Here is a 15,993-nt window from a genome sequence, read left to right on the forward strand (position 1 = left end):
CAAAGGGGGTTGCCATGTCCGAAATCACCGTTTTCACCGCCCGCAAGATCGTCACCATGAACGCGCCGATGCCCGAGGCGACGGCGGTGGCGGTGCGGGACGGCCGGATCGTCGAGGTCGGCAGCCTTGAGACGCTGAAGCCCTGGCTCGACGGTCACCCGCACCGGATCGACCGACAGTTCGAAAACCATGTGCTGATGCCCGGCTTTATCGATCCGCATTTGCACCCGACGCTGGGGGCGGTGCTGCTGCCCTGTCATTTCATCACCGCGATGGAATGGAAGCTGCCCGACCGCATCTGCGCTCCGGTGACCACGCATGCGGCCTATCTTGCCCGGCTGGCCGAGATCGTCGCGGGCGAGGGCGCGGCAGAAGAGATCGTGGTGACATGGGGGTTCCACCGCATCTGGCACGGCAATGTCGACCGGACCGCCCTGAACGCGGTGTCCGGCGACAAGCCCATCTTTGTCTGGCAGCGGTCATTTCACGAGATCATCGCCAATGACGCGGCCATCGAATGGATGGGCGTCGCGCGCGCCGATCTGGAACGGCATCCCCAGATCGACCTTGAGACGGGGCGGTTCTTCGAGACCGGCCTGGCGGTCGCCGCGCAGGCGATGAACCGGGTGCTGCTCAGCCCCGAGCGTTATGGGCGCGGGTTGGAGCTGGTCAAGCGGACGGTGCATCTGGGCGGGCATACGACGATTGGTGAACTGGCCTATCCGCTGATGAACGACGCGATGGAATGGCGGGTGCTGAGCCACACGCTTGACCGCGAGGACACGCCCTTTCGCACGAAAATGGTACCGCGCGGCGTGCAACGGGGCGATTTCACATGCACCCCCGAGGATGACCTGAAAAGCATCGAGGCCTATGCCGAACGCAACACCGACAGGCTGTTCTTTGGCCGGAACGTCAAGCTGTTCACCGATGGCGGCTTCTTCGCAGAGCTGATGCAGATGCGCGAGCCGGGTTTCATCGACGGGCACCACGGCGAGTGGCTGATGGCGCCGGAAGCCTTTGAAACCTATGCGCGGGCGCTTTGGCTGGCGGGCAAACAGATCCATGTGCATTGCACCGGGGATATGGGGCTGGAACTGGCGCTCGACGTGCTGCAGAGGTTGCAGGACGAGAAGCCGCGCTTCAACCACCGCTTTACCATCGAGCATTTCGGCGTCTCGAACCCGGAACAGGTGCGGCGGATCAGCGATCTGGGTGCCATCGTTTCGGCGAATGTCTATTATGTGCACGAGCTGGGCGAAGCCTATTGGAAAGAGTCCATCGGCTATGAACGCGCCAGCCAGATGGCGCGGCTCGGCGCGCTTGAGCGGGCTGGGATTCCGTTTGCGCTGCATTCCGACTTTACCATGGCCCCGGCGATGCCGCTCAATTCCGCCTGGGTCGCGGTCAACCGGATCGCCGAATCCGGGGCGGTGATGTGCCCGCAAGAGCGGGTTTCCGTCGAAGCGGCGATGCGGGCGATCACCATCGATGCAGCCTATATTCTGGGCATGGAGGACGAGGTCGGCTCGATCCGAAGCGGGAAAAAGGCCGATTTCACCGTGCTCGAACAGGATCCCTTTGAGGTGGCGCCGGAAGCGCTGCGCGACATCCCGATCTGGGGCACGGTCTTCGAAGGGCGGCCATTCCCGATCGCGCGATGAGCGGGCGCATCCCGGTCACCGTGCTGTCGGGATATCTCGGCGCCGGAAAGACGACGATCCTCAATCGGGTTCTGGCCGGGGCGGGGGATCAGCGGCTCGCGGTGCTGGTGAACGATTTCGGCCCGATCAATATCGATGCCGCGCTGGTGCGTCAGCGTGGCCGGGACGTGATGGAACTCAGCAACGGCTGCGTCTGTTGCACCATCGGCGACGATCTTGGCGAAACGCTTAGCGCCATCGCGGCACGCCCCGCGCCGCCTGACCGCGTCCTGATCGAGGCGAGCGGCGTGGCGGAACCGGCGCGGATCGCCATGTCCGCCGGGCACTGGCCGGGCTTTGAGCTTGACGCCGTGCTGGTCGCCGCGGATGCCGAGACGATCCGCCGCCGGGCCGCGGACAAGTTCGTCGGCCAACTGGTTCGGAACCAGCTCGACCGCGCGGATATCGTGCTGCTGACCAAGACCGATCTTTGCGCACCTGACGCGGTCCGCGCGACCGAAGCCTGGCTTCACGCCCGCAAAAAGGGCGCCCGTGTGGCGCGCATCGTGCAGGGGCGCGTGCCGGCCTCTCTGCTCTTCACCGGCGGCATTCCCGCGCCCGGCGGTGCCGGTCCCGCCCCGCCTCGGGTCCAGCCGGGTTTCACGACCCGGATCTGGCACCCCGGGCGGCCTGTCGACCTTGCCCGCCTCGAAGCCGCCTTCGCGAGCCTGCCCGAGAGCGTTCACCGCGCCAAGGGTTTCGTCATCGACGCGGCGACCGGATCTGCGGCGCTGATCCAATGCGTTGGCCGCCGCGTCAAGGTGACGCCGGCGACCGAGGGCGCCCCCGGCGTGGTCTTCATCGCCTTCGGGGATCCTGCCCCGCTCGAGGCCTTCTGCGCGGGGCTTGATGCGGCTCTTGTCCCATCTGCCGTGTAGATGTGCGGTTCCGCCTCTATCCCGCTGTCCCCGGATTTGAAGGCGCTGATCGACATTCTTCCGCTCGACAACCTGACCTTCCTTGTTACAGCAAATGGCAAACCGAGCCGTCAGTACGAAACCCAAAGGCCCGCAATCTGATCGCGGCGGAACAAGAGGCCGGACATGCCAAACCGCGCCACGAAGCAATTTCGTGACGCAAAAGGCAGTTTTGCCTGGAGTTTACTGGATGTTAAATGGCGGACCCGGAGCGATTCGAACGCCCGACCCCCAGATTCGTAGTCTGGTGCTCTATCCAGCTGAGCTACGGGTCCGCTGTAGGCCGGTGATTTAGCGATGCCGGCGGGGGGGTGCAAGGGTGAAAATGCAGAAATTCGGGAAAACTTCGGCGCGGGGCCGGCGGCCGTCATCCAGCCTCGGCGGCGGCCGTGCGCGGGCTGATGCCCACCAGTTCGCGCGGCAAAAGCAACAGGAACTGCGTGCCCTCTTCGTCGCTGCGCACAAGCTCGAGCCGGCCGCCGTGATTGCGGACCAGATCGGCCGCGATGGCCAGGCCCAGCCCGGTCCCGCCCTTGCGCGAGCCGCCGGAAAACGGCTGGAACAGGTATTCGCGTGCTTTCGGCGGCAGGCCGGGGCCGGTATCACCGATGCGGATCCACCAATCGTTTTCATCCTCGCCCGCGCCGATTTCGATGGTGCCGGGCTTGCGTGTGGCCTCGATCGCCTGACGGGCGTTGCGCACCAGATTCGAGAGCACCCGGAACAGCTGATCGCGGTCGGCGCGGATGCTGAGGCTGGCGGGGATATCGGTCAGGAACTCGACAGGCTCGCAATCGGCGGGGCGGTCGGCGGCCATTGCCTCGCCCTCGGTCACCTCGGTCACCAGCGCCGAAAGGTTAAAGCGCGACAGCGTCGGCGCCGGCTCTTCGGCCTTGCCGAAGGCCAGTGTGGTTTCACACAGGTTCACCGCGCGGCTGATCGAATTGACCAGTTTGGGCGCGGCACGCCGCACCGCCGGATCGGCGCTGGTTTCCAGCCGGTCGGCAAAGATCTGCGCCGTGGTCAGGATGTTGCGCAGATCGTGGCTGATGCGCGCCACCGCCTGACCCAGCTGCGCCAGCCGCGCCTTTTGCTTCAGCGCCGAGGTGACGGTGCGCTGCATGGCGGCCAGCGCGGTCTCGGCCTCGTGCAACTCGGTCAGGCGGGCATCGGGGGTGATGATGGCGCGGGCATCCTCGGGGGCCGAGGCATAGGCGGACATGTGATTGATGACCCGCCGGATCGGCACCAGCAGCAGCCGCTGCGCCACGATGTTCAAAAGCAGCGCCGTCAGCACCGAAAACGCGGCGGAAATCAGCAAAAGCCGCAGCCCGTAATCGATCATCTGGGCGCGCAACCCCTTGGTGTCGGTGGTGATCTCGATCAGCTGGCCGGCCTGATTGACCGGCGCGCCGATCACCCGGATCACCCGGTTCGCCGGATCCATCAGCTGCGCGATGGCATCCCCGATCGAGGTCCAGAAGGGCTGTTCGCGCAGGTCATAGGTCGCCGAGATCGGCCCCGGAATCGGTGAGGACAGCACCAGCTGGCGCACATCGTTGCGCCGCAGCACGACGTTGAAGACGCCGGCATTTTCCAACAGCTCGGATTCCAGATCGGTGGCCAGCGATTCATCGGTCGCAAGCAGCGCAAGGCTGGCGATCTGCGCGCGTTCAAGCCGCGATTCAAGAAAGTCGAGCCGGTAATTCGCAATCGAGGGCAACAGGATCAGCAGTTCCGCCAGAAGCACGAAAATGCAGGTCAGCAGGGCGAATCGGCCTGAAAGGGTATTCAGGGACATGGTGCGCGTGAAGTTTCCCCTCGTCTCGGCTTTGCGGTTTCACATAGTGATCATATCTGCCCAGTTCAAACCTGTGTGACCATGGATCGGTTCCCCGGGCTTTGGCGTTTGCGGGAAAACGCCGGTTTTGCCGCGCATGGTGGTTGACTCGGGGCGGGCGCGGGACTATCCACCGGGCTTCGAATAGACCGGCGCGACTTGCGTGGGCGGATGGCCCATACCCTGACGTGCCCTGACCCGGAGTTACAAGATGTCGAAACGCACCTTCCAGCCGTCGAACCTGGTTCGCGCCCGTCGTCACGGTTTCCGCGCGCGCATGGCAACCAAGGGCGGCCGCCGCGTGCTGAACGCCCGCCGCGCCAAGGGCCGCAAGGTCCTGAGCGCGTAAGCCTTCGCGCCTGCGGGCGCGGGCTGCCTGCCATGGAGAGCATCTCGAATGCCGCCGCCGCTGATCGGGGCGCCGACAAGGCGCCGCCGGACAGGGCGGCCTTTGGCGTTTCGGGTGGCGATATGCAGGTCCTGCGCAAGCGCGCGGATTTTCTGCGCGCGGCCTCGGCGCGCCGTCAGGGCATGCCGGGTTTCTTGTTGCAGGCCCGGCAACGCCGTGCGGACGAGGCCGGCGCCGGGGTGCGCATCGGCTATACCTGTTCCAAGAAGCTGGGCAATGCCGTCACCCGCAACCGCGCCAAGCGGCGGCTGCGCGCCCTCGCGCGCGAGGTGATGCCGGATCTGGCGCGGCCGGGCTGGGACTATGTGCTGGTCGGTCGCCCCGGGGTGACCGTCGAGCGCGGCTTTGCCGATCTGCGCGCCGATCTGGCCGCGGCGCTGGCCCGGGTGCATGGCAAATGAGCCCGCTTGCCCGTATTCTGGCGCTGCCAGTGCGGGGGTATCGCCTTGTTGCAAGTCCCTGGGTCGGGCACGGTTGCCGGTTTCAGCCGACCTGCTCGGCCTATGCGCTTGAGGCGCTGGATCGCCATGGCGGCCTGCGCGGGGGCTGGTTGGCGGCGCGGCGCGTCTGTCGCTGTCACCCCTGGGGCGGACAGGGCTATGATCCGGTTCCGGGCGCCGACCCGGAGCATGAAAAGCTGCGGGGCTGATCCCGCCACGACCATGACGCCGCGTCTGGCGCAACAAGGATGGAATGATGCGGGACGATATCGCCGACGAAGTGCTGGACAATGCCGATGAGGTCATGGGCGAGATTCATCCGCTGTTTCGCGGCGCCCCGTCCTCGACCGAGTTTCGCAAGCTGCGCAAGCGTCTGGTGCGCGAAACCCGCGCCGCCATCGAAACCTATGACATGATCCGTCCCGGTGATCGCTGGCTGGTCTGCCTGTCGGGCGGCAAGGACAGCTATACCCTGCTGGCGGTTCTGCATGAATTGAAATGGCGGGGGCTTTTGCCGGTCGACCTTCTGGCCTGCAACCTGGATCAGGGCCAGCCGGGCTTTCCCGCCACCGTCCTGCCCGAATTTCTGACCGACCGTCAGGTCGCGCATCGCATCGAATATCAGGACACCTATTCCATCGTGAAGGAAAAGGTTCCCGAAGGCCGCACCTATTGCAGTCTGTGTTCGCGCCTGCGCCGGGGCAATCTTTACCGCATCGCCCGCGAAGAGGGCTGCACCGCCGTCGTGCTTGGCCATCACCGCGACGATATCCTTGAGACGTTTTTCATGAACCTGTTCCATGGCGGCAGGCTGGCCTCGATGCCACCCAAGCTTTTGAACGAAGAGGGCGATCTGAACGTGCTGCGGCCGCTGGCCTTCGTGGCCGAGGCCGATTGCGACCGTTTCGCCCGCGCCATGAACTATCCCGTCATCCCCTGCGATCTGTGCGGCAGCCAGGAGGGGTTGCAGCGCATGCAGGTCAAGAAGCTGCTGGATGAATGGGAGACGCGCAGCCCCGGTCGCCGTCAGGTGATGTTCCGGGCGCTGACCAATGTGCGTCCCTCGCATCTGCCCGATCCCAAGCTTTTCGATTTCTCGGCCCTGATGCCAGATGCATCGGATTTTAATGATAAAGCGGTCCCCGACCTGCGCCGGCATTAACGGGACGAAAAGCTTGGTTGCCTAGGCTCCGGATCAGGGAACATGATTCGGATTGAACGATGGCATATGGAATCGGGGCGGCGGCGACGCGTCTGGCAAAACTGGTCAAGGGGGGCGCCGATGAAGGGCGCAATACCCGGCTTGCGCTGGTGCTGCGGCTGGAAAACGTCGTCCAGCTGCGCGCCAGCATCGGACAGGCGCGGATGGATCAGATGCTCGACCGGCTGACGCTGCGTCTGGTGTCAGAGGCGCGCCTGCTGCCACAGACGCGGGGGGCGGGGGCGACCGAAATTCTTGGCGTATTCGCCAATCCGCAGGCTTTGACGCCGGCGCAACTGATCCAGCAATTGCAGGCCATCTGCCGCACCGGGATCGACCTGCCGGAATTGCGCATCGTGCCGGTGATCAATGCCGTGATCGTCGCCGGGACGGCGCATCGGCACGAGCTGGCGGCGCTTTACGCTACCGCGCGGCTGGCGATGCAGAATCTGGACCCGCTGACCGAATCGGGGCATGTGCTTTATCTCGACATGCCGCAGGATGGCGGCGTCTTTGGCGCCTCGCCCGAACCCCTGCTTTCGGCCCAGGATGTCGAGCTGCGCTTTCAGCCGCAGATCTGCTGCGACACCGGACAGGTTTCGGCCTTGCGCGCGGTGATTCGGATCGCCCGGCCGGACACCGAAGCGGTCGACATCGCCGATGTGCAGTCGCGCCTCGAGGAAGACACGCTTGTCAGCCTGACCCATGCCGGGCTGCGTCTGGCGCTGTCGGCGCTGCGCGGTTGGGACCGGCTGGGCATCTGGGTGCCGTTCGTGTCCTTGTCGCTGCCCGGTGCGGTTCTGGCCGATCCGATCATTGCCGACACCATCGCATGGGAACTCGACCGTTTCGATCTGGACCCTGCGCGGCTTGAGCTTGAGGTGATCGAACCCATCGGCCAAAGCGGCGGCCGCCTGCCGGTCGGGGAAAGCTTGCAGCGTCTGACCGGGCTGGGCTGCCGGATCGCGCTTGGTGAATTCGGCACGGGCAGCGCCGGTTTGGCCGATATGCGCCGCTTTGGCATCGGCCGGGTGCGGATCGGCCGCGAATTCACGGCCGGCTGTGACCGTCGCGGCGATCAACAGCGGATGATCCTGGCGATCATCGCGCTTGCCGAGCATCTGAATGTCGCGACGCTGGCGGATGGTGTCGATACCCAGGCGGAATGCGCCTTCCTGACCCAGATCGGGTTCAATGCGGTGCAGGGCGCGGCCGTCGCACCCTGGATGGATACCGAAGATGCCGACAGCTTCCTGATGGAGCATGTGCATGCGATGGCCGCCATCCCGGCCATGCGATCGGGGGCCTGATCCCGGCCCGGTGATGTCCCAGGGGGCGGGATGGTTGCCATGCCCCGCCCGGATGCCGGACGATCCATCCCGCATGTCCTTGTGCAGGAATGCCCGGGGCGGGTGGGGCGATCATCCCGGACAAAGGACCTGTGCAAAGGCTGCCGTGCAAACGCTCAGGCGCGTTCCCGGTGCGGCGGGCACCGCTTGTGACGTCCGGCGTGACCCGGCGCGGTTCCCGGGCGCGAGCCGGCGCGCGCTGAGACCCGGATACGCCCACCTTTTTGATCCCGGCATGCGCGGCCCGCCGCGGCGCGCGAAATCCGGGGTGGAAAACACCGCCGGGACGATGTTCCGGCCTGCCTCTTCGTTCGGTTTCGGGCAAATTCCCTTGACCTTTGGCGGTCGCTTCTGTTGAAGCGGCCCGAACCCACAGGCCGGGTGACGACGAAGGGGCAGTTCCGGAATGGAAGACAATAACCGCAACCTCATCCTGGCGATGGTGCTTTCCGCCATTGTCATGCTTGTATGGTCGATCTTCTTCGCGCCCGAACCCCCTCCACCCGCACCCGATGCGGCGCAGGAACAGGTGGCCGCCACCGCTGAAACCGGCGGTGCCGCAGCACCCGGGACGGCCGGGCAACCGGCGACCGCGCCGGGCAACGCGGCTGCGACCGCCAATGCCGATGCCTCGGCCACCGCCGGGCGGATCAAGATCGAATCGCCCTCGCTGGCGGGTTCGATCTCGCTTGCGGGCGGGCGTATCGACGATCTGGAACTGACCGGCTATCACGAGACGCTGGACAATAATTCGCCCTATGTCCGGCTGCTGTCCCCCACGGCCGAGCCGGGCCTTGCGGCGGCGGGCAGCGCGGTTGCCCCCGGCGGCGATCTCAAACCGGTCGTGCGCAAGCCCTATTACGCCTTTTACGGCTGGGCGCCGGCCGCCGGCACCGATCCGGCGCTGGTTCCGGGGCCTGCCACCATCTGGCAGGTCGAATCCGGCACCGATCTGGCCCCCGGCAAGCCTGTGACGCTGCGCTGGGACAATGGCGCCGGTCAGGTGTTCCGCCGTATCTATGAGCTGGACGACAAATACCTGTTCACCGTCACGCAATCGGTTGAAAACACCGGCACGGCGCCGTTTTCGGCCGCGCCCTATGGCATTCTGGCCCGCCACGGCCTGCCCGACACGCAGAATTTCTTTGTCCTGCACGAAGGCGTCGTCGGCATGACCGATGGCCAGCTGCTCGAGGAAAAATACAAGAACCTGCCCGATATGGACCGGATCGACGGCCAGTTCCCCGGCCAGCTGATCGAGGTCAAGGAAAACGGCTGGATCGGGTTCACCGACAAATACTGGATGACGACGCTGGCCCCGGCGGCGGGCACCACCTTCACGGCGGCGGTGAAATACATCCCCGGCTCGGACATCTATCAGACCGAAACCCGGATGCCGGTTCAGACCATTCAGCCCGGCGCGACCGGCACCTCGTCGAGCTATCTGTTCGCGGGCGCCAAGGTCTGGGAAACCATCAAGGGCTATCAGGAAAATCCCGGCATCGACCGTTTCGTCGATTCGATCGACTGGGGCTGGTTCTATTTCCTGACCAAGCCGATCTTCCGCCTGCTGCACTGGCTGCACGGCTTTATCGGCAATATGGGCTGGTCGATCATCGCGCTGACCTTTGTGCTGAAGCTGCTGGTCTTCCCGCTGGCGCGCAAATCCTATGTCTCGATGGCACGGATGAAGGAACTTCAGCCCGAGATGGAGGCCATCAAAGAGCGCACCGGCGACGACCGGATGAAGTACCAGAAAGAGGTGATGGAGCTTTACAAGCGCGAAAAGGTGAACCCCGCCGCGGGCTGTTTGCCGGTGCTCTTGCAAATCCCGATCTTTTTCTCGCTCTACAAGGTGATCTTCGTCACCATCGAGCTGCGGCACGCGCCCTGGCTTGGCTGGATCCGCGACCTTTCGGCGCCGGACCCGTCCAGCCTGTGGAACCTGTTCGGCCTGCTGCCCTGGGACGGACCGGGGCAGGGGACCCTGCTGCACAGCTTTTCGCTGCCGATTCTGGCGATCATTCTGGGCATTTCGATGTGGATGCAGCAAAAGCTGAACCCGGCCCCCGCCGATCCGGCGCAAAAGATGATCTTTGCCTGGATGCCGTGGATCTTCATGCTGATGCTGGGCGGCTTTGCCTCGGGGCTGGTGCTGTACTGGATCACCAACAACACCATCACCATCATCCAGCAATACACCATCATGTCGATGCATGGTCACCGGCCGGATTTCTTTGGCAATATCAAATCCAGCCTGCCGGCGCGGTCAAAGCGCGACGGCAAGCCGGGCGGCAAGACCGGTAAATGACGGCGCGGATCGCCCGCATCCGCCGCCATCCCATCAAGGCGATCGGCGGCGAGGACATCGCCCGCACCCGTCTGGATGCGGCGCGGCGTCTGCCGGGCGATCGGCTTTGGGGGTTGCTGACCGAAGCGGGCGAACGTCACGCCGGGGACGGTCCGCGCCCTGAACGCTGGCTGCCCAAATCCTGCTTTCTGCGAGGCGCGGCCTCGGCCGCGCTGCAAGCCGTTCAGGGTGGCTGGGCCGAGGGCGGGCCGGATGGACCGATCCGGCTGAGCCATCCCGACCTGCCGGATCTGGTCTTTGACCCGGTGACCGGGGCCGCGCAGTTGCTGGAATGGATCCGCCCGCTTTGGCCCGCCGACAAGCCCGCGCCGACGCGGCTGGTCCAGGGGCCGACCGGCTGGACCGATGTGGCGCAGCCCTGGATTTCCATCCTGTCGCTGGCCAGCCTGCGCGATCTTGAGGCGCGGCTGAACCGACCGCTGGGCATTGAGCGCTGGCGCGCGAATCTGTGGCTCGAGGGGTGGGACGCCTATGCCGAGCGCGATCTGATCGGCCATATCCTGACCATTGGCGATGTCGAATTGCGGGTGACCGAAACGATTGGCCGATGCCCCGCGACCAGCGCCGACACCGCGACGGGCCGGATCGACATCGACATGCCCGAGGCGCTGCGGACCCAGTTCGGGCACAGCGAATTCGGCATTTACGCCGAGGTTGTCAGCGGCGGCGACATCGCTTTGGGTGACGAGGTGCGCATATGAAAGTGGCTTTCCCCCTGGCCCCCGAGCCCGATCCCGAACTGGCCGAGGCCGCACGCCAGCTGTTCGCCGGCCCGGTCGATTTCGTGAAGGGGGTCGTGGCCATGGACGGGCTGCCGCCCGCCGACCGGCCCGAGGTTTGTTTCGCGGGCCGCAGCAATGTCGGCAAATCCAGCCTGATCAACGCGCTGACGGGCCGGAAATCGCTGGCGCGGGCCTCGAACACGCCGGGGCGCACACAGGAAATCAACTATTTCACCCTGGGCGACCGGTCCTATCTGGTCGACCTGCCGGGTTACGGCTTTGCCAAGGCGCCGGTCGCGGTGGTCGCGAAATGGCAGGCGCTTTTGAAGAATTATCTGTCCGGGCGTCCGACCCTGCGCCGGGCCTTTGCGCTGATCGATTCGCGCCATGGCGTGAAGGATGTCGATCACGAGATCATGCGCCTTTTGGACCGCTCTGCCGTTCCCTTTCAGGTGGTCCTGACCAAGGCCGACAAGATCGGTCCGCAGGCCATGGAGGCCACCGTGGCCCAGGTTCAGGAGGCGCTGCAAAAGCACCCCGCCGCCTATCCCGAGCTTGTGATCACAAGCTCGGACAAGGGACATGGCATCGCCACCCTGCGCAGCATCATCGCCGGTCTGGACTGATCCGCGCCCGCGCCCTAGGGTCGGGCGCGACGCATAGGGGTCACTGATGAGAAAGCAGAACATGAACCGTGACTGGACCGCCACCGCCCGCACCCTGTCCGAGGCGCTGCCCTATATGCAGCGCTATTCGGGCGCGGTCGTGGTGGTGAAATTCGGTGGCAATGCCATGGGCGACGATGAGGCCATGGCCGAATTCGCCCGTGACATCGTGCTGATGAAACAGGTGGGCATCCACCCGGTCGTGGTCCATGGCGGCGGCCCGATGATCAACGATCTGCTGGGCAAGCTGGGCATCGAAAGCCATTTCGTGCGCGGCAAGCGCGTCACCACCCGCGCGACCGTCGAGGTGGTCGAGATGGTGCTGTCGGGTCTGGTCAACAAGCGCATCGTGCAGGCGATCAACGATGCCGGCGGCCGCGCCGTCGGCATTTCCGGCAAGGACGACGACCTGATGGTCTGTGAGGCGGACGATCCCGAACTGGGCTTTGTCGGCCGCCCGGTCGAAATGAACGTCCAGATCATTCGCGATCTTTACAATGCCGGCCTGATCCCGGTGATCGCCCCCGTCGCGACCGGGATGGAGGATAATGAGACCTTCAACGTCAATGGCGACACCGCCGCCGGCGCCATTGCCGGCGCGCTCAGGGCCGACCGGCTGCTGCTTTTGACCGATGTCGCGGGCGTCAAGGATGCCTCGGGCGAGGTGTTGACGGCGATGAGCCCGCAGCAGGTGCGCGACATGATCATCGACGGCACCATTGCCGGCGGCATGATCCCCAAGACCGAAACCGCGCTCAAGGCGCTGGACGAAGGCGTGCGCGCGGTCGTCATTCTGGACGGGCGGGTGCCCAATGCCTGTCTGCTGGAATTGTTCACCGAACATGGCGCCGGCAGCCTGATCCGTTCGACAGAGCCGCGGGTCAAGCCGCGCGGTCTGCGACAGGGTGACAGCGGCCTCTGACACTCGCGCAGAGAGTGCTTGCCCGCCCCGCGAAAGCTGTGGCAGGCTCGGCTGCGCGGCGAAACCTCAACATGGTCGAAAGGGCCTTGTGATGACCCCTCTCGGACACTGCCGATTGATCCTGACGCGACATGCGAAATCGTCCTGGGACGACCCGACGCAGGCGGATCACGATCGGCCCCTGAACGATCGCGGACGCCGTTCGGCGCGCGAGCTGGGCGATTGGCTGGCCAGCCGCGGATACGAGCCCGAAGAAGTGCTGTGTTCCACCGCCGCGCGCACCCGCGAAACCTGGGACGGCGTGGCCATGGCCTGTCTTGAGGTGCGGCCGCATCTGCGGTTCGAGCCGGGGCTGTATCATGCCTCGCCCGAAAAGATGCTGACGATGCTGCGCACTGCCTCGGCGCCGACGGTGATGCTCTTGGGGCACAATCCCGGCATTGCCGAACTGGCGGCGATGCTGCCGGCGCGGGTGCCGGTCGACCCGGATTTCCGTCGTTATCCGACGGCGGCGACGCTGGTCGTCGACTTTCAGATCGACCGCTGGGCCGACCTGCAACCGGGTGAGGGCAGCGTGCTGGATTTCGTGCGCATGGACGGGCGGCGCTGACCGCCCGCAGCCGCGCCTTTGATCAGGGCGCGGCGTCGATCTGCATCCGGGTGATGACGCGGGCGGCGAACAGCTGTTCGACATCCTCGCCGCGGCACAGCTCGGTCGCGGGCGTCTGTACCGTGGCCGAGGCGGCGGCGGCCGCCAGCCCCAGCGCATCCGCCACCGGCCAGCCGCGCGCATGGCCCAGCGTGAAACCGGCCAGAAAGCTGTCGCCCGCGCCGACCTTGCTGCGCACCGGCACGCGCGCGGCCTCGGCATGCCAGATGCCGTCATCGGTGGCGATGATATTGCCGTCGCGGCCACGCGCCACGATCACCCCCCGCGCCGCGCCCGAGGCGACAAGCCCGGCCGCAAAGGCCGCCGTATCGGCGCGATAGGGCAGCGGCCGTCCCGCCAGCCCCTCGGCCTCGGCATCGTCCATGCGCAGGATCTCGACCCGGAGGTCATTGGCTGCGGCGACGGCGGCCAGCGCCGCGCCCGAGGTATCGACGATCAGCCGTGCGCCGGTGCCTTGCAGGCGCTCGGCCAGCATGGCCGCAAAGCCCGAGGGCACGCCCGGCGGGTTCGATCCCGAAAGCACGACCAGCGTGTCGGGCTCGACGGTGCCGGCGGCGGCATTCAGCGCGCGTTCGACATCCTGCGCGCACCATTCCGGGCCGGGCATGACGAAACGATATTGCTGGCGCGTGGTCTCGTCATCCACCGTCAGCGATTGCCGCGTTTCCCCCGGCGCGGGCAGGGAAATCAGCCTGATCCCGATCTGCGACAGCATCTGCGCCATGCGCTGGCCGGTGGGTCCGCCAAGCGCGACCAGCGCGTGGCTTTCGCCGCCCATGGCCATGATGGCGCGGCTGACATTGATGCCGCCGCCGCCCGGATCATGGCTGGGCGCGGCGCAGCGCAGCTTGACATCGGGCACCACATGCGCCGCCGCCGTCGAAAGATCCAGCGCCGGGTTCAGCGTGATGGTCAGGATGCGCGCCTGTTGCGCCATCATTCCCACCATTTGTCGATGGCGGCGATATCGTCGTCCGACCAGCCGAAATGATGGGCGAATTCATGCACCACCACATGCGCGACCAGCGCGCCCAGCGTGACATCGCCTCGCGACGCCCATTCATCCAGAATGGCGCGCCGGAACAGCCAGACCGTATCGGGGAAATGCTGCGGGTCGCTTGTGGATTTTTCGGTCAGCGGCACGCCATCGTAAAGGCCGGTCAGCTCAAGCGGGTCGTCCATTTCCAGCTCATCGAGGAACTCCTCGCTGGCGAAATCCTCGACGCGCAGCACGACCTGCGCGGCGGGGCCGGCGAATTCGGGGGGCAGGCCGGCGATGGCTTCGCGGGCCAGATCCTCGATATCGGCGATTTCGGGGGCTTCTGCATTCTTCCAGTCAAGCATTTGCTTACCTCGTCTTTGGTCCCGATATGGACAAAAACCGGCGTTTGTGAAAGAGCGAAGCCGACAGGAGATCACCCATGACCATCACCCGTTTCGCCCCTTCGCCCACCGGGCATATCCATGTCGGCAACCTGCGCACCGCGTTGATGAACTATCTGATCGCGCGCAAGTCGGGCGGCACCTTCATCCTGCGGCTGGACGATACCGATCGCGAGCGCTCAAAACAGGAATATGCCGACGGCATCCAGCGCGATCTGGAATGGCTGGGCCTGTCATGGGACCGGATCGAGCGGCAATCGGACCGCCTAGAACGCTATGCGCAGGCGGCCGATGAGCTGCGCGGTTCCGGCCGACTTTACGAGGTGTTCGAGACCCCGACCGAACTGGACCTCAAGCGCAAGAAACAGCTCAACATGGGCAAGCCCCCGGTCTATGACCGCGCCGGGCTGAACCTGTCCGATGCCGACAAGGACAAGCTGTGCGCCGAGGGGCGCGAAGGGTATTGGCGCTTCCTGCTGGATCAGGAACGCATCGAATGGCCCGATGGCATCCTTGGCGATATTTCCATCGACGCGGCCAGCGTGTCGGATCCGGTGCTGATCCGCGCGGACGGACAGGTGCTTTACACATTCGCGAGCTCGGTCGATGACACCGACATGGCGGTCACGCATATCGTGCGCGGCGCCGACCATGTGACCAATACCGCGACCCAGATTCAGATCATTCGCGCACTTGGCGGCACGCCGCCGGCCTTTGCCCATCACAGCCTCTTGACCGGGGCGCAGGGCGAGGAACTGTCCAAGCGTCTGGGCACGCTGTCGATCAAGGACCTGCGCGAAAGCGGCGTCGCCCCCGAGGCGCTTTTGTCGCTGATGGCGCGGCTCGGCTCGTCCCAGCCGGTCGAGATGCGGATGACGCTGGACGAACTGGCCGATGGGTTCGACCTGTCGCAATTCGGCGCCTCGCCCACGAAATTCGACGCCGAGGATCTGTGGCCCCTGACCCGCGAGGCCAATCAGGCCCGTCCGCTCGCGGTGGTGCGCGACCGCATCAAGGCGCTTGGCGTGCCCGATGCGCTGGCGGAACGTTTCTGGCGTGTGGCCTCGCAGAACATCACCAAGCTGGACGATCTGGCCGGCTGGTGGGAGATTTTTGCCAATGGCGCCGAGCCGCAGATCGACCCCGAGGATGCCGATTTCATCGCCCAGGCGATGACTCTGCTGCCGCCGCCGCCCTATACCGATACCAGCTGGGCCGAGTTCACCAATGCCGTGAAAGAGGCGACGGGCCGCAAGGGCAAGGGCCTGTTCATGCCCCTGCGCAAGGCGCTGACCGGACAGGCGCATGGGCCGGACATGTCCGATGTGATGCCGCTTTTGCAGGTAGTGCGCGCGCGCGGCTAAGGGGCCGCCACGGTGCGAAACAAGAAAGCCCCCGCGA

General features: G+C 65.6%; 17 protein-coding genes and 1 tRNA gene. 14 read left to right on the forward strand and 4 right to left on the reverse strand.

All coding sequences use genetic code 11. The annotated features are described in order from the left end of the window. Positions 1-14 precede the first annotated feature (14 nt). Genes ACFOMH_RS04310 through ACFOMH_RS04320 form a run of 3 tightly spaced genes read left to right on the forward strand, consistent with a single transcriptional unit; the run spans position 15 to position 2,722 of the window. Positions 15-1,664, forward strand: coding sequence for an amidohydrolase (locus ACFOMH_RS04310; protein ID WP_377742845.1), 1,650 nt, complete (start codon positions 15-17; stop codon positions 1,662-1,664). Further along, a complete protein-coding gene (locus tag ACFOMH_RS04315; RefSeq protein ID WP_377742847.1) occupies positions 1,661-2,581 on the forward strand; it encodes a CobW family GTP-binding protein in 921 nt (306 codons plus the stop codon). The genes ACFOMH_RS04310 and ACFOMH_RS04315 overlap by 4 nt, the downstream gene beginning before the upstream one ends. Further along, positions 2,582-2,722 (forward strand): hypothetical protein, encoded by a 141-nt coding sequence (locus ACFOMH_RS04320; RefSeq protein ID WP_377742849.1) that lies wholly within the window; start codon positions 2,582-2,584, stop codon positions 2,720-2,722. Between the two features lie 96 nt (positions 2,723-2,818). Here the strand turns inward: ACFOMH_RS04320 and ACFOMH_RS04325 are convergent. Both ACFOMH_RS04325 and ACFOMH_RS04330 read right to left on the reverse strand, forming a co-directional pair. Then, positions 2,819-2,895 (reverse strand) — tRNA-Arg (locus ACFOMH_RS04325). Between the two features lie 92 nt (positions 2,896-2,987). Continuing rightward, positions 2,988-4,421 (reverse strand): sensor histidine kinase, encoded by a 1,434-nt coding sequence (locus ACFOMH_RS04330; RefSeq protein WP_374425477.1) that lies wholly within the window; start codon positions 4,419-4,421, stop codon positions 2,988-2,990. 250 nt (positions 4,422-4,671) lie between these two features. Between ACFOMH_RS04330 and rpmH the strand changes: the two genes are divergently transcribed. The 10 genes from rpmH to ACFOMH_RS04380 all read left to right on the forward strand — a co-directional run bounded on the left by rpmH (position 4,672) and on the right by ACFOMH_RS04380 (position 13,149). After that, the gene (gene rpmH / locus ACFOMH_RS04335; RefSeq protein WP_028718048.1) at positions 4,672-4,809 is read left to right on the forward strand and encodes a 50S ribosomal protein L34; all 138 of its coding nucleotides are present in this window, start codon (positions 4,672-4,674) and stop codon (positions 4,807-4,809) included. 32 nt (positions 4,810-4,841) lie between these two features. Beyond that, the gene (gene rnpA, locus ACFOMH_RS04340; RefSeq protein WP_377742851.1) at positions 4,842-5,270 is read left to right on the forward strand and encodes a ribonuclease P protein component; all 429 of its coding nucleotides are present in this window, start codon (positions 4,842-4,844) and stop codon (positions 5,268-5,270) included. Then, complete coding sequence (yidD, locus tag ACFOMH_RS04345) at positions 5,267-5,518, forward strand: membrane protein insertion efficiency factor YidD (RefSeq protein ID WP_374425479.1); 252 nt, start codon at positions 5,267-5,269, stop codon at positions 5,516-5,518. The genes rnpA and yidD overlap by 4 nt, the downstream gene beginning before the upstream one ends. 44 nt (positions 5,519-5,562) lie before the next feature. After that, positions 5,563-6,471 carry a tRNA 2-thiocytidine(32) synthetase TtcA gene (ttcA, locus tag ACFOMH_RS04350; protein WP_377742852.1) on the forward strand — a complete coding sequence of 303 codons (909 nt, stop codon included), beginning with the start codon at positions 5,563-5,565 and terminating at the stop codon, positions 6,469-6,471. Positions 6,472-6,530: 59 nt separating this feature from the next. Then, positions 6,531-7,820 (forward strand): EAL domain-containing protein, encoded by a 1,290-nt coding sequence (locus ACFOMH_RS04355; protein WP_374425481.1) that lies wholly within the window; start codon positions 6,531-6,533, stop codon positions 7,818-7,820. A 445-nt stretch (positions 7,821-8,265) separates the two neighbouring features. Then, positions 8,266-10,170 (forward strand): membrane protein insertase YidC, encoded by a 1,905-nt coding sequence (gene yidC / locus ACFOMH_RS04360; protein WP_377742855.1) that lies wholly within the window; start codon positions 8,266-8,268, stop codon positions 10,168-10,170. After that, positions 10,167-10,931: an MOSC domain-containing protein gene (locus ACFOMH_RS04365; RefSeq protein ID WP_377742856.1), complete on the forward strand. Its 765-nt coding sequence runs from the start codon at positions 10,167-10,169 to the stop codon at positions 10,929-10,931. The genes yidC and ACFOMH_RS04365 overlap by 4 nt, the downstream gene beginning before the upstream one ends. Then, a complete protein-coding gene (gene yihA, locus ACFOMH_RS04370; protein ID WP_374425484.1) occupies positions 10,928-11,578 on the forward strand; it encodes a ribosome biogenesis GTP-binding protein YihA/YsxC in 651 nt (216 codons plus the stop codon). Before ACFOMH_RS04365 ends, yihA begins: the two co-directional genes overlap by 4 nt. Positions 11,579-11,639: 61 nt before the next feature. After that, positions 11,640-12,539 carry an acetylglutamate kinase gene (gene argB / locus ACFOMH_RS04375; protein ID WP_377742923.1) on the forward strand — a complete coding sequence of 300 codons (900 nt, stop codon included), beginning with the start codon at positions 11,640-11,642 and terminating at the stop codon, positions 12,537-12,539. A gap of 91 nt (positions 12,540-12,630) precedes the next feature. Continuing rightward, on the forward strand, positions 12,631-13,149 hold the full coding sequence (locus ACFOMH_RS04380; protein WP_374425485.1) for a SixA phosphatase family protein: 519 nt from the start codon (positions 12,631-12,633) through the stop codon (positions 13,147-13,149). Positions 13,150-13,171: 22 nt separating this feature from the next. Here the strand turns inward: ACFOMH_RS04380 and ACFOMH_RS04385 are convergent, their stop codons facing one another. Beyond that, a complete protein-coding gene (locus tag ACFOMH_RS04385; protein WP_377742859.1) occupies positions 13,172-14,149 on the reverse strand; it encodes a 1-phosphofructokinase family hexose kinase in 978 nt (325 codons plus the stop codon). Next, the gene (locus tag ACFOMH_RS04390; protein WP_374425487.1) at positions 14,146-14,553 is read right to left on the reverse strand and encodes a metallopeptidase family protein; all 408 of its coding nucleotides are present in this window, start codon (positions 14,551-14,553) and stop codon (positions 14,146-14,148) included. The genes ACFOMH_RS04385 and ACFOMH_RS04390 overlap by 4 nt, the downstream gene beginning before the upstream one ends. 77 nt (positions 14,554-14,630) lie before the next feature. On the opposite strand from ACFOMH_RS04390, the gene gltX reads away from it, so the two are divergent. Beyond that, complete coding sequence (gene gltX / locus ACFOMH_RS04395; protein WP_377742861.1) at positions 14,631-15,956, forward strand: glutamate--tRNA ligase; 1,326 nt, start codon at positions 14,631-14,633, stop codon at positions 15,954-15,956. Positions 15,957-15,993 lie beyond the last annotated feature (37 nt).

It is taken from the genome of Paracoccus mangrovi, from assembly GCF_042648425.1.
Taxonomy (GTDB): domain Bacteria; phylum Pseudomonadota; class Alphaproteobacteria; order Rhodobacterales; family Rhodobacteraceae; genus Paracoccus; species Paracoccus mangrovi.

What these genes read in the sequence shown, in the direction of transcription:
- ACFOMH_RS04310 (WP_377742845.1), top strand. Translation starts at nt 15, where the DNA reads ATGTCCGAAATCACCGTTTTCACCGCCCGCAAGATCGTCACCATGAAC.
- ACFOMH_RS04315 (WP_377742847.1), top strand. Translation starts at nt 1,661, where the DNA reads ATGAGCGGGCGCATCCCGGTCACCGTGCTGTCGGGATATCTCGGCGCC.
- ACFOMH_RS04320 (WP_377742849.1), top strand. Translation starts at nt 2,582, where the DNA reads ATGTGCGGTTCCGCCTCTATCCCGCTGTCCCCGGATTTGAAGGCGCTG.
- ACFOMH_RS04330 (WP_374425477.1), bottom strand. Translation starts at nt 4,421, where the DNA reads ATGTCCCTGAATACCCTTTCAGGCCGATTCGCCCTGCTGACCTGCATT.
- rpmH (WP_028718048.1), top strand. Translation starts at nt 4,672, where the DNA reads ATGTCGAAACGCACCTTCCAGCCGTCGAACCTGGTTCGCGCCCGTCGT.
- rnpA (WP_377742851.1), top strand. Translation starts at nt 4,842, where the DNA reads ATGGAGAGCATCTCGAATGCCGCCGCCGCTGATCGGGGCGCCGACAAG.
- yidD (WP_374425479.1), top strand. Translation starts at nt 5,267, where the DNA reads ATGAGCCCGCTTGCCCGTATTCTGGCGCTGCCAGTGCGGGGGTATCGC.
- ttcA (WP_377742852.1), top strand. Translation starts at nt 5,563, where the DNA reads ATGATGCGGGACGATATCGCCGACGAAGTGCTGGACAATGCCGATGAG.
- ACFOMH_RS04355 (WP_374425481.1), top strand. Translation starts at nt 6,531, where the DNA reads ATGGCATATGGAATCGGGGCGGCGGCGACGCGTCTGGCAAAACTGGTC.
- yidC (WP_377742855.1), top strand. Translation starts at nt 8,266, where the DNA reads ATGGAAGACAATAACCGCAACCTCATCCTGGCGATGGTGCTTTCCGCC.
- ACFOMH_RS04365 (WP_377742856.1), top strand. Translation starts at nt 10,167, where the DNA reads ATGACGGCGCGGATCGCCCGCATCCGCCGCCATCCCATCAAGGCGATC.
- yihA (WP_374425484.1), top strand. Translation starts at nt 10,928, where the DNA reads ATGAAAGTGGCTTTCCCCCTGGCCCCCGAGCCCGATCCCGAACTGGCC.
- argB (WP_377742923.1), top strand. Translation starts at nt 11,640, where the DNA reads ATGAACCGTGACTGGACCGCCACCGCCCGCACCCTGTCCGAGGCGCTG.
- ACFOMH_RS04380 (WP_374425485.1), top strand. Translation starts at nt 12,631, where the DNA reads ATGACCCCTCTCGGACACTGCCGATTGATCCTGACGCGACATGCGAAA.
- ACFOMH_RS04385 (WP_377742859.1), bottom strand. Translation starts at nt 14,149, where the DNA reads ATGATGGCGCAACAGGCGCGCATCCTGACCATCACGCTGAACCCGGCG.
- ACFOMH_RS04390 (WP_374425487.1), bottom strand. Translation starts at nt 14,553, where the DNA reads ATGCTTGACTGGAAGAATGCAGAAGCCCCCGAAATCGCCGATATCGAG.
- gltX (WP_377742861.1), top strand. Translation starts at nt 14,631, where the DNA reads ATGACCATCACCCGTTTCGCCCCTTCGCCCACCGGGCATATCCATGTC.